The 13,303-nt window shown below is 71.2% G+C and carries 17 protein-coding genes and 2 pseudogenes; 7 read left to right on the top strand and 12 right to left on the bottom strand.

Annotation, left to right across the window (positions count from 1 at the left end):
- Window positions 1-40: 40 nt before the first annotated feature.
- A pseudogene (locus ABZW30_RS12690) lies at window positions 41-656 on the top strand (amino acid adenylation protein); the annotation flags it as partial.
- Window positions 657-781: 125 nt separating this feature from the next.
- Here the strand turns inward: ABZW30_RS12690 and ABZW30_RS12695 are convergent.
- Window positions 782-1,285 (bottom strand): MarR family transcriptional regulator, encoded by a 504-nt coding sequence (locus tag ABZW30_RS12695; RefSeq protein ID WP_355671086.1) that lies wholly within the window; start codon window positions 1,283-1,285, stop codon window positions 782-784.
- Between the two features lie 85 nt (window positions 1,286-1,370).
- On the opposite strand from ABZW30_RS12695, the gene ABZW30_RS12700 reads away from it, so the two are divergent.
- Entirely contained in the window at window positions 1,371-1,877 is a 507-nt protein-coding gene (locus ABZW30_RS12700) for a cupin domain-containing protein (protein ID WP_355671087.1), read from the top strand.
- A gap of 44 nt (window positions 1,878-1,921) precedes the next feature.
- Window positions 1,922-2,341: a RidA family protein gene (locus ABZW30_RS12705; RefSeq protein ID WP_063352399.1), complete on the top strand. Its 420-nt coding sequence runs from the start codon at window positions 1,922-1,924 to the stop codon at window positions 2,339-2,341.
- Here ABZW30_RS12705 and ABZW30_RS12710 read toward each other — a convergent pair.
- A complete protein-coding gene (locus tag ABZW30_RS12710) occupies window positions 2,253-2,756 on the bottom strand; it encodes a barstar family protein (protein ID WP_355671246.1) in 504 nt (167 codons plus the stop codon). The two genes, ABZW30_RS12705 and ABZW30_RS12710, sit on opposite strands and share 89 nt — an antisense overlap.
- On the opposite strand from ABZW30_RS12710, the pseudogene ABZW30_RS12715 reads away from it, so the two are divergent.
- Window positions 2,734-2,931 (top strand): annotated as a pseudogene (locus ABZW30_RS12715) (IS256 family transposase); the annotation flags it as partial. The gene ABZW30_RS12710 and the pseudogene ABZW30_RS12715 overlap by 23 nt on opposite strands.
- A gap of 80 nt (window positions 2,932-3,011) precedes the next feature.
- On the opposite strand, the gene ABZW30_RS12720 reads toward ABZW30_RS12715, so the two are convergent.
- Complete coding sequence (locus tag ABZW30_RS12720) at window positions 3,012-3,689, bottom strand: NUDIX domain-containing protein (RefSeq protein ID WP_355671088.1); 678 nt, start codon at window positions 3,687-3,689, stop codon at window positions 3,012-3,014.
- Window positions 3,686-4,054, bottom strand: a complete 369-nt coding sequence (locus ABZW30_RS12725; RefSeq protein ID WP_355671247.1) for a DUF4406 domain-containing protein — start codon at window positions 4,052-4,054, stop codon at window positions 3,686-3,688. The genes ABZW30_RS12720 and ABZW30_RS12725 overlap by 4 nt, the downstream gene beginning before the upstream one ends.
- A 78-nt stretch (window positions 4,055-4,132) precedes the next feature.
- Here ABZW30_RS12725 and ABZW30_RS12730 point away from each other — a divergent pair, with 78 nt between their 5' ends.
- A complete protein-coding gene (locus tag ABZW30_RS12730) occupies window positions 4,133-4,891 on the top strand; it encodes a DeoR/GlpR family DNA-binding transcription regulator (protein ID WP_355671089.1) in 759 nt (252 codons plus the stop codon).
- Window positions 4,892-5,098: 207 nt separating this feature from the next.
- Here ABZW30_RS12730 and ABZW30_RS12735 read toward each other — a convergent pair whose 3' ends face one another.
- The 5 genes from ABZW30_RS12735 to ABZW30_RS12755 form a co-directional block, all read right to left on the bottom strand.
- Window positions 5,099-5,497, bottom strand: coding sequence for a hypothetical protein (locus tag ABZW30_RS12735; RefSeq protein ID WP_355671090.1), 399 nt, complete (start codon window positions 5,495-5,497; stop codon window positions 5,099-5,101).
- Window positions 5,494-6,348: an IS5 family transposase gene (locus tag ABZW30_RS12740; protein WP_355671091.1), complete on the bottom strand. Its 855-nt coding sequence runs from the start codon at window positions 6,346-6,348 to the stop codon at window positions 5,494-5,496. Before ABZW30_RS12740 ends, ABZW30_RS12735 begins: the two co-directional genes overlap by 4 nt.
- 282 nt (window positions 6,349-6,630) lie before the next feature.
- Window positions 6,631-7,116 carry a hypothetical protein gene (locus ABZW30_RS12745; protein WP_355671092.1) on the bottom strand — a complete coding sequence of 162 codons (486 nt, stop codon included), beginning with the start codon at window positions 7,114-7,116 and terminating at the stop codon, window positions 6,631-6,633.
- A 6-nt stretch (window positions 7,117-7,122) separates the two neighbouring features.
- Window positions 7,123-7,950 carry a transposase gene (locus tag ABZW30_RS12750; RefSeq protein ID WP_355671093.1) on the bottom strand — a complete coding sequence of 276 codons (828 nt, stop codon included), beginning with the start codon at window positions 7,948-7,950 and terminating at the stop codon, window positions 7,123-7,125.
- Window positions 7,951-8,081: 131 nt separating this feature from the next.
- Window positions 8,082-8,831, bottom strand: coding sequence for a hypothetical protein (locus tag ABZW30_RS12755; protein ID WP_355671094.1), 750 nt, complete (start codon window positions 8,829-8,831; stop codon window positions 8,082-8,084).
- Window positions 8,832-9,019: 188 nt separating this feature from the next.
- On the opposite strand from ABZW30_RS12755, the gene ABZW30_RS12760 reads away from it, so the two are divergent.
- Together ABZW30_RS12760 and ABZW30_RS12765 are read left to right on the top strand one after the other, a co-directional pair.
- A complete protein-coding gene (locus ABZW30_RS12760) occupies window positions 9,020-9,865 on the top strand; it encodes an IS5 family transposase (protein WP_355671095.1) in 846 nt (281 codons plus the stop codon).
- Window positions 9,866-9,932: 67 nt separating this feature from the next.
- The gene (locus ABZW30_RS12765; RefSeq protein ID WP_355671096.1) at window positions 9,933-11,153 is read left to right on the top strand and encodes a helicase associated domain-containing protein; all 1,221 of its coding nucleotides are present in this window, start codon (window positions 9,933-9,935) and stop codon (window positions 11,151-11,153) included.
- A gap of 180 nt (window positions 11,154-11,333) precedes the next feature.
- Here the strand turns inward: ABZW30_RS12765 and ABZW30_RS12770 are convergent, their stop codons facing one another.
- From ABZW30_RS12770 to ABZW30_RS12780, 3 genes are all read right to left on the bottom strand, one after another.
- The gene (locus tag ABZW30_RS12770; RefSeq protein ID WP_355671097.1) at window positions 11,334-11,735 is read right to left on the bottom strand and encodes a hypothetical protein; all 402 of its coding nucleotides are present in this window, start codon (window positions 11,733-11,735) and stop codon (window positions 11,334-11,336) included.
- A complete protein-coding gene (locus ABZW30_RS12775; RefSeq protein WP_355671098.1) occupies window positions 11,735-12,625 on the bottom strand; it encodes an NAD(P)H-binding protein in 891 nt (296 codons plus the stop codon). Before ABZW30_RS12775 ends, ABZW30_RS12770 begins: the two co-directional genes overlap by 1 nt.
- A 376-nt stretch (window positions 12,626-13,001) precedes the next feature.
- Window positions 13,002-13,295, bottom strand: coding sequence for a muconolactone Delta-isomerase family protein (locus ABZW30_RS12780; RefSeq protein WP_355671099.1), 294 nt, complete (start codon window positions 13,293-13,295; stop codon window positions 13,002-13,004).
- Between the last annotated feature and the right edge of the window lie 8 nt (window positions 13,296-13,303).

Raw genomic sequence — 13,303 nt, forward strand, 5'->3', positions numbered from 1 at the left:
GCGGGACTGCTACGGTCTGGCCGTCGCGCTGGCCGGCGGCGGCGTGGTGCTGATCACCGCCGCGATCGCCGCCTGTCTGGTCACCACGGTGGCGAAGTGGCTGCTGGTCGGGCGCTTCAAGGCCGCCGAGCACCCGCTCTGGTCCAGCTTCGTCTGGCGCAACGAGCTGTACGACACCTTCGTGGAGGATCTCGCCATGCCGTGGGGCGGTCAGACGCTGACCGGCACGCCGTACCTCAAATTCTGGCTGCGGAGCCTGGGGGCTGAGATCAGCCGCGGGATCTGGTGCGAGACGCACTGGCTGCCGGAGAGCCACCTGGTCACGGTCGAGGCGGGCGCGAGCGTCAACTGGGGCACGGTGCTGCAGGCCCATCTGTTCCACGACCGGGTGATGCGGCTGGACGCCGTGCGGCTGCGGGCGGGCGCCACCGCCAGCCCGCACAGCATCGTGCTGCCGGGCTCGACGCTGGGCGCCGGCACCACGATCGGGCCCGCCTCGCTGGTGATGCGCGGTGAGAGGGTCCCGGACGGGGGGCTGGCTGGGCAACCCGATCGCCGCCTGGCCGACGGCCGCGGCCACCGCCACGGCCGTGGCGGAACCGGCGGAGGCGCCGCGCCGGGCCGCGGCGGAAGCGGAGTACGTCAAGGTGCGGTAGTCGTCACGGACGGCACGCTGCACCGGGTGTCGGCCGCCGTAGGCGTTCCCCGCGTACGGCGGCCGACGGCGTTCCGGAGCGGTTGCGGGTGGCTGGACCTCGGGCGGGGGCGTCGGGCGGGGCCGTCAGGGCGCCGGGCTCTGCGCGCCCTCGACGTCGGCGAGCAGTTTGCGCAGGAGCCCGTCCAGGGTGGCCCGTTCCTCGCCCGAGAGGGCGGAGAGCAGCGCGGTCTCGTTGGCCGCGTGGTCGGTGAAGGCGGCGTCCACGAGGGCGCGTCCGGCCGCGGTGAGGGCGATGCGGACGCTGCGCCGGTCCGCTGTGTCGGTGCGGCGTTCCACCAGGCCCGCCGATTCCAGCCGGTCGATCCGGCTGGTCATGCCGGCCCGCGACATCAGCAGCAGCGCGGCGAGTTCGGAGGGCATCAGTTCGTACGGCGCGCCGGAGCGGCGCAGGGTGGCGAGAACGTCGAACTCGCCGCGCTGGAGGCCGTGTTGCTTGAACACCTCTTCGACGACCCGGCCCGCGAGCAGCGCAAAGCGGCCGAGGCGGCCGACGGTGCCGACCGCCGCCAGGTCGAGGTCCGGGCGCTCCCGGCTCCACTGGTCGAGCATGACGTCCACGTGATCCATAGGGGCATATTATTCGATGGGAGATAGTTAGACGTAGTACTATCAGTCAGGGAACTATCGGAGCGCTCACTGTGGGGAGAGGCCAATGACGTTGATCGGACCGGAAGCCGTGGTGGTGCGGGGCGACGAAGCCGAGACCGTCGGAATGCTCGGCGGCAAGGGGCGGCTGCTGGCGGACTCCAGCGCCACCGGCGGCGCCCTGAGCACCCTGCGCGTCACGCTGGGGCGCGGCAAGGACGGCGCCACTCCGCACTACCACGGGGGCTCCTCGGAGCTGTTCTTCGTCGTCGACGGCTCGGCCCAGGTGCTGGTCGGGAACGAGGTGGTCACCGCCCGGAGCGGCGACCTCGTGGTGGTGCCGCCCCATCTGCCGCATGCCTTCGCGGCGGCGCCGGACTCCGGGGCGGACCTGCTGATCGTGATCACCCCCGGGGTGGAGCGCTTCGACTACTTCCGCCTGCTGGAGCGGATCCGCGCGGGCGAGGCGACGGTCGAGGAACTGCTCGCCAAGCAGGACCTCTTCGACAACCACTTCCTGGAGTCGCCGAGTTGGCGCGACGCCCGGGAGGAAGCCGCCCGGTCCGAGCTGTAGACCGCCCGGCACCGAGCTCGGCCCGACACCAGGGAAGGAACCCCGTGACCGACACCCGCACCATCACCAACCCGCCCGGCCTGCACGACCCGACGCCGTTCGGCTACAGCCACGCCGCCTCCGCGCCCGGCGAACCGGTGTTCATCGGCGGCCAGTACGCCTCCGACGCCAGCGGTCAGGTCGTGCCCGGCGACTTCGCCGCCCAGGCGGAGCTCGCCCTCGCCAACCTGCGCACCGCGCTCGCCGGGGTCGGCCTCGGCTTCGAGCACGTGGTCCGGCTCGGCTCGTACATCGTCGACCACGACCCGGAGAAGCTGGCCGTCCTCGGCAAGGCCCTGGCCGGGGCCTGGGGCGACCGGCTGCCCGCGCAGACGCTCAGCGGGGTCGCCTCGCTCGCCCTGCCGGGGATGCTCTTCGAGATCGACGCGGTCGCCGTCCGGCCGACGGCGGGGGCAGCGGGCTGACCCACCCACGCGCAGGGGTCCCACCGGTCGGTGGGACCCCTCGCCGTACCGCCGCCGTTCGAGCCGGCGCGGACCGCTCACATGGCCCGGGTCGCCGTGCACAGCCGTCGTTCCACGGTGTCGGGGCCGTCGCCGAGGAACAGCACCCGCAGGCACGGGCCCTCACCGGTGGCGGCGTGTCGAGGATCTGGAGCAGGGTCGTCAGCTCGCGGACCGGCTCGTCGACGAGGACGGCCTCGGCCCCGCTCACCAGGATCAGCAGCCCGGACGGGTCCGGCTGCCGGGGCGGGTAGCGGGTGTCGGTGAGGCATTCCTCGAAGGCGTCCCAGGTGTGACCGAAGTAGGCCGGGAACGACAGGGCTCTGGCCCACTCGTGGAACAACTCGTTTCTGGTCAAGCTGCGGACCAAGGTCACCCGCGGGGCCGGCAGCCCGACCGCGGCCCTGGCGATGGTGTTCAAGCTGGTCGAGTCCGCCCAGGAACGCTGGCGTGCGATCACCGGAGCCTCCCTCGTCGCTCTGGTCCGCTCCGGTGCCAGGTTCGAGAACGGCGTCCTGGTCGAGCGCGAGGAGGCCAGTGCGGCGGCATGACGGGCCCCTGCCCCGGCACTCGGTCGGTCAACGCGGCACCGCAGATCGGCCAGGGCAACGCCGCGGGTGGGGAGGCGTTGTCAGCGGCCGCCCGCTGCGGGGGCGAAGGGTCCGTCCAGGGCCGCCCATTGCAGGAGCAGGATGGTCTTGCCGTCGATGATGCGGCCGTCGCGGGTCATGGCAAGGGCCTCGGCGAAGGGCAGTTCGAGGACCTCGATGTCCTCGCCGTCCTCCTCCAGTCCGCCGCCGGTCCCGGTCCGGTCGGCCGGGGTGTAGGGGGCGGCGAAGAAGTGGAGGCGTTCGGTGACGGAGCCGGGGCTCATGTAGGCGTCGAGGATGTGGATGAGCGGGCCGAGGGTGACGCCGAGCTCCTCGGCGCTTTCGCGGCGGATGGCAGTAGCCGGGCCGTCCGTGTCGAGCAGCCCTGCGGCGGCTTCGATGAGCATGCCGTCGGGGTGGTCGTTGACGTAGGCCGGGTAGCGGAACTGGCGGGTGAGCAGGACACGACCGCGTCCGGTGTCGTAGGGCAGGACGGCGGCGCCGTTGCCGCGGTCGTAGGTCTCGCGCTGCTGGGCTTCCCAGCGGCCGTCGCGGCGGCGGTAGTCGAAGGTGGTGCGGCGCAGGACGTGCCAGCCCTGGGAGGTGAGTTCGACGTCGCGGACCCGGACGTCAGGGTTGCGGTCCAGGCCGCGCCCGGCCTGGTCGAGGCCGGTGCGGCCGCGGTGGTCGGGGGTGTCGATCCCGGGGCGGCTCGTCACACGCTCTCCCGCTGGGTGCGGCGGGGGATCTCGGCCACGTCGTGGTAGACGGGCAGGCCGCGGCGGCGGGCGATGGCGACGTCCTGGTCGGCTCCGGTGGAGGCGCCGGGCAGGCGCAGCACGGCGTCGCAGTGCGCGAGCAGGCGGTCGGCGGTCGGGTAGAGCACCTGCTCGGCGAGGGCGTCGGTGGGGCCCGCGCCGGCAGAGCGCAGGACGGGCAGCGCGATCCACTCTCCGATCACGGGGAGGTGCCCGGTGGCGAAGACGGGCCACGCGGCGGCTTCGAGGCGGGCGAGGTTGGCGGCAATGGCCTGCGGGTCGCCGTCGGTACCGGAGCGGTAGGGGCCGGCGATCAGGATGAGCATGGGCTCGTCGGCTACGGGCTTGTCGGTCATGGGCGCTACCATACATGCAGAAACGTGCAAGAACAGGAGAGATTGCGGATGCTGGCTGCTGAACGGCGCGACCACCTGCTCGGTCTGCTGGCCCGCGATGGCAAGGTCGTCGCCAAGGACGTCGCCGCGGACCTGGAGATCTCCGAGGACAGCGTGCGGCGCGACCTGCGCGATCTCGCCGCCGAGGGACTGTGCCAGCGGGTCTACGGCGGCGCGCTTCCCGTCTCACCGGCGGTGGTGGACTACGCCGCCCGGCAGAGCGTGGCCCAGGACGGCAAGCGGAAGGTCGCCTCGGCGGCCGCCGCCCTGGTGCGGCCGGGCGGCACGCTGATCCTCGACGGCGGCACCACCGCCCTCGCCGTCGCCCACGCGCTCCCGCGGGACCTGGCCTGCACCGTGATCACCCACAGCCCGACGATCGCCGCGGCCCTGCTCGACCATCCGCAGGCGGAACTCTTCCTGCTCGGCGGCCGGATCTTCAAGCACTCGGCGGTCGCGTGCGGCGCGGCCGCGGTCGAGGCCGCGCAGAACGTCTCCGCCGACCTCTGCCTGCTCGGCGTCACCGGCGTGCACCCGGAGGCGGGGCTGACCACCGGCGACGCCGAGGAGGCGGCGATGAAGCGCGCCCTGTCCGCGCGGGCCGCGGACACCTACATCCTCGCCTCCTCCGAGAAGATCGGCACGGCCTCGCGGTTCCGCGTGCTGCCCTGGGAGAAGACCAGCGGCCTGATCACCGACGCCGACCCCCACGACGCGGTCGTCGAGCAACTCAAAGCGCTCGGCCTGGAAGTCCTGCCAGCCAACTGACAGCTGTGAGCCAACACGGGATCGCGGACCGGCTGGCACCCGTCCAGAGCACCAACCCACCTTCACCATGGCTCGGCGATCCACCAGGGCTCGGTCATGGTCCTTGACCAAGGCCGGTGAGGTCGTTCGGGTTTCGGTGGCAGGCCGGGCAACGCCACAGGGCGGTGATCAGCGCGATCTGTAGGAAGGACACGACCTGAGAGGACGTTAAGTCCGTTTCTGGTAGCGGCCTCGTCCGGGTTGGTCGAGGAGTCCCTGACGAACGAGTCGTCCCAGGCGGGAGCGGGTGACGTTGATCGAGGGCTCGTCGGTGGGCAGTCCGAGGAGTTCGTGGAGGTCGCGAACCTGGAAGACCCGCCCGGGGTGCTCGTTGAAGGCGGTCACGATGCGCTGGTAGACGGTGGCGGGCTCCTCGGAGGCCTGTGCGTGGTCGGGCAGGGCGAGGCTGTCGATGACCTTGCGGGTGGTGACGATCTCGGCGAGGCGGGCCTCGACTTCGGCCAGGGCACGGGTGAGTTGCTCGATCTGTTCTCGCAGGCCGTCGGCGCGTGCGGTGGTCTCGTCGTGTTCGGCTTGCAACAGCCGCAGGAGTTCGGTGACGTTCACGCGGCCAGCCCCACCTCGTCGCGCCAGGCGGGGCTGGGGGTGGTGAGGCGGCGGAGCATGCCGGCGGTGGAGGCCCAGTAGACGCGGGAGGCGGCGTTGTCCAGCCGGTGGTCATAGTCACGGGCGAGGCGCCGGTGGAGCATGAGGGTGCCGTTGACCTGCTCGACCACCCACCGCTTCGGTTGCGGAACGAAGCCCTTGCTCTGGGTGTCGGGGTTGCGGCGGACCACCTCTACGGTGATGTCCTTCACCGCCCCGTGGATGATTACGGCGTCCTTGAAGCCCTGGTCGACCAGGACCTTTTCCAGGCGCATCCCGCATCGTTCGGCTGCCTGGTCCAGCAGGGCGATGCCGGCCTCGTTGTCGTGCGCGCTCGCGGCGAGGATCACCACACCGATGATCAGGCCCAGCACGTCGACGGCGAGTCCCCGCTTCCTGCCGGGCGTCTTCTTGTTCGCGTCCAGTCCCGTGGTCTCCTTCGGCACCCCGGCCGCCACGCGCACGGACTGGGTGTCGATGATCACCAGGGACGGGTCCTCTAATCGTCTGGCCCGCTCCCGCACCTGGCAGCGCAGGATCTCCTGGATTCGCTGGTCAAGGCCGTCCTGGCGCCACAGGCTGAAGTAGTAGAACACCGCCGACCAGGCCGGAAAGTCGTGCGGCAGGAGCCGCCACTGGCAGCCCGTCCGGTTCTGGTACAGCAGCGCGTTCACGACCTCGCGCAGGTCGCAGGAGCCCGGGTCCCCGGTCGCCGAGCGCGACACCCGCTCCTGCTTCCAGGCGGTGACCAGCGGCTCGATCAAGGCCCACTGCCCGTCGGACAAGTCCGTTGAGTACGGCATCCGTTCCATGCCCCAACAGCATCATGCACACGACACGCGAGTCAGCCTGAACGACTCCGTACACACGAACGGGCGACACCAGATCATCCAGAAACGGACTTAACGCCCTCTGAGAGGACGTTCTTGTCGTTGATGCAGCGTTTTGGGGCTTTTGTTGCCTGCCGGAGATGCCCCGATAGCAGCGAGATGCCCCATTCCTGTGTGCCATGTACTGGCGCCGGCAACGATGATTCATCCAGTTTGATGGCGATAGCTCCCTCGACTTTCGCTGTTCTCGCGGGGTCGGTGTGATCAAGCCGTGTGTTGGAGGCCTGCTTGGGCCCAGGCTTGGTGGACGGCCTGGATTTCGGCGTCTGTCGGCTGGCCTGGGGTGACGGGGAGAAATCGGGCGGCGGTGATCACGCGGCGGAGCTTGGCGAGCATGTCGGCGAAGGACGGGTCGGTCTTGGTGGTGTACCAGGGGGCCCGTGCGCGGTGGTCGGCGGCGTCGTTGGGATGGTGGCCGTGCAACGCGTACCAGACGATGGTGATCGAGTAGCAGTACAGGCCGAACGGGACGGTGCGGCGGACCGCGTTCTCGGAGCGGTTGCGGGCCTGTCCGACGCCGAGCAGGGTGCGGGCCTCGGCGAAGGTGGTCTCGATGGACCACCGCCAGGCGTATCGGGTGACCAGCGCCGCGACCGGGGTGGCGAGGTCGGTGGTGACCAGGGCCAGGTCGTAGTCGGTGGTGGTGTCCTCGTCGCGGATCAGGATGACGCGGACGGTCTGGGTGTGCAAGGAGCCTTACCACAGACAGGGGACCTCGGCGATCCGAACCTGGTCGGTGCGGCCGTACCGGGCGACGCGCGTGGTCGTGAACGTGGCGGTCTCCGCGAGTTCGGCGGGCGTGCCCGGCCTGGTGCCCTTAAGGCGGGGGCGGCCGCGCTTCCTGGTCGGCGGCGGCGCGAGGTCGAACAGCACGGCGCCGGCCGGCAGCCGGGTGGTGAGGGTGATCGCCTCGGGCAGGTGGCGCAGGGCCCTGCCGTGGTAGGCGGCGTCCGCCACCACGTGCAGGGGCCGGTTCAGGCACACGGCCAGCAGCCGGATCATCGACGCGGCGAGGTCGACCTTGGTCGGTCCGGTCTTCGGCCGCCACAGCCGGGCCATCACCGGCAGGCACACCGGCCGGGTGAGGAACGGCAGTTCCACGACGATCCCGACCACCACGAAGCAGGTTCCGCGCCCGACCGGCTTCGGGCCCCTGGCGGCGCCGTCGTGCTGCCACGCGGCACCGAACACCTTCTTCCCGCTCCGCTTGAACAAGGTGTCGTCGACCGCGACCGTGATCGCCGCGCCCTGCGGCAGCAGCGTTCTGACGATCAGATGAGCCAGCACGATCCCCAGGATCTCGACGTTCCAGCGCGTCCGGGAGAAGAAGGCATGGGCCCGGTCGTGCGGCCAGGCGCGGGACAGGCCCGCCCCGGTCAGCATCCCGGTCACCGTGCCGGCCCCGATCTGCGCGACCAGCCCGGTCACCATCGCGGTGAACATCGTGAACCCCGGCGCGGTGAACACGCGCAGCTTCCCCAGCACCGCCAGCAGCGACGCCGGCACCATCGGACTCGCGGGCATCGGCTTCCCCTCCCCTGGGCGCGGTCGCCACAACGCCGATGCTGCCGACGCACCGGCCCGCCGCGGGCACGAACACCCGGCCCGTCACCCGCCCGGGTGGGAACCGCCGTTCGGCTCCCGCGCCCCAACCGCTACCGGCGCGGCCCGAACAAGCGCCGCCGCCGCGACGGCTGCTCGGGGAAGGCGACCTCGAAGTGGAAACCGTCGTCGCCGACCGCGCGCCGCAGCGTCCGCAACACCGCCTCGGGATCGTCGTAGGGGCCGTTGACGAAGAAGGGCTTGCCGTCCCGACCGAAGCCGATCGGGCTGGGGCTCGCAGGTTCACCAAGCAGCACGGCGGCCTGCGTGAACTCCTCAGCGAGCTCCCCCTCGGGTTCGAACCCGAAGCCGCGCGCGTAGGCGGCGGCCCCGAACACCAGAGCGCGGGCGAGGTCGGCCGGAACCTGCACATGCCCCTCGTAGGCGCTGAAGTAGAGCCCCCGGTGCCCGGCCAGCCGACTCTCGCTCATCGGCTCCGGGGCGAGCGCGTTCTTCACCCCCAGACACCACACGTCCAGCAGGAACCCCGCGACCTGCGCCTTCGTGGAGCGCGTGTTGTCCGCAGCGACGAGCACCGCGACCAGGCCGCGCACCTCCTCCGCATCGGCAGCCCCAGGATCAAGGCCCGCCCACTGCGGCGCACCCTCAAGATCCACACTGCGGCTCCAGCCGGCGCTCACCCAGCAACGCGGCTCGCCACCACCCGGCCCCGAGGCCGCGACCGCGCCGTTCAGCACCCCGACAACGTCCCCGGTACCCACCCCCAGCGTCCTGGCGATCGCCTTCACCGACCGACCCTGCTGATCCAGCAGCCGCACCCGCGCAACAAGCAACTCATCCACAGCCGCACCCTACGGCCGACACCAAGGGCCCAGGAGCCGAACGCCACCGGTCCCACCCATCCGAGCGACCCTGCGAAAACTGCGAAAGTCGAGAGCTCCTGTCCGGTTCGAAAATGCCGGGATCGCAACGCATCGTCACTCGATCGAGCGATAGACCACACTCAACTCCTGCCCGTACCAGTGGTGTTATGACGACGCCACTGCCGCGCAAGGCCTATCCGAGCGACCTGTCCGACGCGCGCTGGGCGCTGATGGAGCCCACCTTGACCGCGTGGCGCGCCGAGCGGCAGAAGACCTCGCTCAATCTTGGTGGAAAAGTCACCGACCTGCGGGAGGTGATGAACGCGATCCTCTTCGTCAGCCGCACCGGCATCCCATGGCGTTACCTGCCGCACGACTTCCCGCCGCACACCACGGTGTTCTCCCACTTCAGTGCCTGGACCGCAGACGGGACGATCGAGAAGCTCGGCGTCCGCCTGCACCGCCTGGTGCGCGAGAAGGAAGGTCGGGCACCCGAGCCGACCGCCTGCGTGATCGACGCTCAGAGCGTCAAGACCGCTCCCAGCGTGCCGGCCGAGACCCAGGGCATCGACGCCGGCAAGAAGATCGTCGGCCGCAAGCGCAGCATCGTCGTCGACACGCTCGGCCTGCTCCTGCTCGTCATGGTCACCGCCGCCAGCGTCTCCGACAACGACGCTGGCAAGCAGCTCCTCACCCGGCTCGCCGCCACCCACCCCACGATCACCAAAGCCTGGGTCGACACCGACTACAAGACCCAGGCCATCGAACACGGAGCGAAGCTCGGCATCGACGTGGACGTCGTCCCGCGAAACGCCCAGGTCAAGGGCTTCTCGGTTGTTCCGCGAAGGTGGGTGGTCGAGCGCAGTTTCGGCTGGATCATGATGCACCGTCGGTTGGCGCGCGACTATGAGACCAAGCCCAAGCACTCCGAGAGCATGATCCGCCTCGCGATGATCTCGAACCTTGCCAAGCGAGCAACGGACGAAACCACCATAACCTGGCACAATCCATGAACTACCGCGCATTCAAGCAGGACGTCCTCTCACTACTCAGAAAAACCGAGCAGCGACAGGAGCGCTCGTGCCGGAGCGGCGGGCCGCGTTGGAGGAGATCGACCCGTGGTGGTGCCCGGCCTGGCCGATCACCTGGCAGCGCGTGTACGCGACCGCGCGGCAGTGGTGGTTGGAGGCCGACGGCCGGGTCGACTGGGCGCAGCTGCCCACCGACGTCGTGTTCGAGGGCGAGCAACTCGGACGGTGGGTGCAGGCGCAGCGCGCCGGCTGGCCTGGTTTGGAGGAGGACCAGCAGGACCTGCTCGCCGCGCTCGGCATCGAGGAGGACCAGGAGCTCGCCGCCGCACGGGCTGCGGCCGCGGCCAAGCCCAAGGTGTCGCGCGCCGACCGGTTCCAGCAGGGCTTGGCGGCCCTCGCGGCGTTCGTCGAGCGGGAGGGCCATGCCCGTGTTCCGCGCCCGCATCGCGAGGCGCTGGAGGTCGTCGTGGCCGGCACCGGCGGGGAGGATAGCGTCGAGGTCGTCTTCGTGGGGCTGGGTGCGTTCTTGAACAACACGAAGGCCCGCCGGGCGAAGCTGACGACGGGGCAGCTGGCGCAGCTGGCCGAGCACGGCGTGGAGTGGGCGCAGCGGGCCGCCCCCCTGCCGGGGGCGGTGTCCTTGGGCGGCGCTACGCTGCTGCGGCCCCGAGAAGGCGTTGGAGGCCGTCACCCCGTGGTGGCGGCCTCCAGCCGTTGCTGGCGCCGAGCGCGCCGGAGGCCGTCTTCCTTCAGACGGTGGTCGCTGTGTTCCCGTCCTCTGCCTGGTCGGGCCGGGCGGCCTGGATCGCCTCCTGCAGAGCGGCGAAGGCCTGCTCGGCGTGGGCGCGCACGCTGTCCCATGCGGTGCTTCCGCACGGGCCTGCTTTGCTGCCCGCTCGGCCAGGCGCGCGGGACAGAACTCCTCCTCCGTCTGGTGGTTCACCGCCTGGCGCAGCTTGCGGTCGGCGGGCCGGCGGGAGCCGCGGGCGTGGCGGCGTACGGCTCTGGGAGGCACGTTCAGGAGGGCCACGAGCAGGCGGATCGCCAGCTGGGTGGTCTTGTCCGGGCTGAACCGGTAGTCCATGCTCAGCGGGCCGTCGGCGTGCTGCTCCAGCAGTGCCAGGAGCCGTGTCTGGACGGTGCGCAGCTCTGCCACCGGGCAGTTGCCCCGGCTACTGGCGGGGTGGGCCTGGCAGGGCGCTGTGGTCTTCTTCGTGGTCGTCGTCATGGCGCCACCCTGGCCGGGGTTGGCTGTGGACAGCTGCGCTGACGACGGAGCAGCACGGCCCAGCCTGAGGTCACCGGCTGGGCCGCGCGCAGTGGAAGGGGCAGCGGGCCCCGGGGGCCCGCGCGTCGGTCAGAACTGGCTGCTGCGCTCCCTGGGACAGGCAGGCGGAGCGGCCTGCTCGGTGCCGCGTGGTGCGAGGGCGGCGGTGCGGGTGCGCTCCAGCTAGCTCATGACCTGGCGCAGCGTGGCGGGGTCGAGGCCTTGGGTGAGGTCGCGGACGGCCTGGTGGTCGTGGTCGGTGAGCGCGTGGAGGCCGGCGCGGTCGAGGGCGGTGTAGAGGGGCTGGGTGGCGGTGCCGGCGAGACGGCGGTGGGCGGCGTCGGTGGTCTGGTGGGCCTGGTGGGCGGCCTCGGCGGCGCGGTCGGCGACGGCCTGGCGGTGGCGCTCACGGCGCAGTGCGTGTTGGAGGGCGGTGTCGTGGTCGGGGTCGTAGCGCTCGGCCCGGGTCTCGGCGGCGACCCCACCCGGTGACCGGCTCGGGGCCCGGTCCTGTGGACGCCACTGGACATCCAGCCACACCCTCCATCGCACCGCCCCGGCCGACCAGACGGAGCCGAGACGCATCAGCGGGTACCACGCGCCGTCTTCGGCGCGGGCCACCAGGCTGCGTCTGAGATCGGGGTTGCCGGTGAGCCGGTGAGCCGGGGGACGACGTCGGTGACCACGGAAATCTCGCCCCTCTCGATCGCCTGGTACCACGAGATCCAGGTCTCGATCTGTTCCCCGCTCATGCCCAGTCCCCATCGCCGCGCGAAGGCTTCCTCGAGGGTCTCGGGTTCGAAGCGGTAGGGCCGGCCGGTGGCCGCGGCGATCCTGGTGACCGCTTCGTCGAGAGTCAGGGCCTCGGGCCCGGTGATCTCAAGGGTCGCGCCGTCGTGCTCGGAGCGGGGACCCTCGTCGAGGGCGACGACCGTGATCACGTCGGCGATGTCCTCGTGGGTGACGAAGGCGGCCCTACCGGTGCTCGCAGGGCCGCTCACGACGAACTCCTCGTTGGCGAGGGCGGCCGGCGTCGAGGTGTAGAAGCCCGCCCGGAGCACCGTGTGGCGGATCCCGGCCCCCGCCAGGAACTGTTCGGTCAGCCACTGGTCGCGGGCGTTGGTGTAGGTAGCGGCGGGCGCTGCGCCGACGAGGGACACGTACAGGACCCGATTCACGCCGACCGCGATCGCGGCCTCGACCGCGGTGGCGTGTTCCTCCAGCCGGCGCCCCGTGCGGTGTCCGGAGACCAGGATGAGGGTCGACGCGCCCTCGAGCGCCTTGCGCATGGCGGAGGCATCGGCGTAGGCGGCCGGACCGCGCCGCTGGGCGCCTGGCAGTTCGGGCATGCGGTCGGGGCTGCGTCCGACGAGGAGCTGGGGGACGCCATGGTCGGCGAGCCGGGCCGCGATCCGGCTGCCCAGCGCCCCGGTCACCCCGGTGACCGCCACCGTGGCGTGGTTCTTCTCAGACATGGGTTTCCCTCCGTCCGGGGCCGCCGTCGATCGCGAAACCCCTGCTTCCGACTACCTCTAGCGAAGAGAGCTATGACATCGGCCGCATCCTCCGGCTGTGCGACGGCGTGGTAGTTCACCGCCACGCGCATGCCCCGGGCCGCCGGGAGCCGCGAGGTGGCCGCCCCCATGCCGCAGCCTTCCACCAGCGACCCACGCGGGCGATGTCTGCCTTCATACACCGACCGCACAGGTACGACCCGATCAGGGCCCCGTTCGACCAGACAGGCCCGTTGGTCGGCAAGCGGATGGCTTCTCAGGGCATGGACTCCCGCCTCAGTACGGCGGTCCTGATCGGCGCAGCAAGCAGTGACGGTGAGGCGCCGCGCCGGAAGACTCAGCCGGTGCGGCCCGGATCGTTGGGGTGCGACTGTAGGGCAGTGATCACCGCGGTCGCCCAAGGCCACATGGGCAGGCTCCCGAGGACCTTCTGACGCAACTCCGCCTTGTCGTCGGCGCACCACACGCCGATCACGCGAGGCTCCCCGGCCGGGCGCCACAGCCGGAGCAGGTGACCCTCGGCGGCGAGTTCCTTGGCCCGCACAGCTTCGGCGGCGCGGCGCCGGTCGACTTCTACTTGGTCGGTCCCCTCGGGCACGCTGATGGTCAGCTCGACCAGGAACTCCTTCATGGTCCTTT

The sequence above is a fragment of the Kitasatospora sp. NPDC004669 genome, from assembly GCF_040609455.1.
GTDB lineage: Bacteria > Actinomycetota > Actinomycetes > Streptomycetales > Streptomycetaceae > Kitasatospora.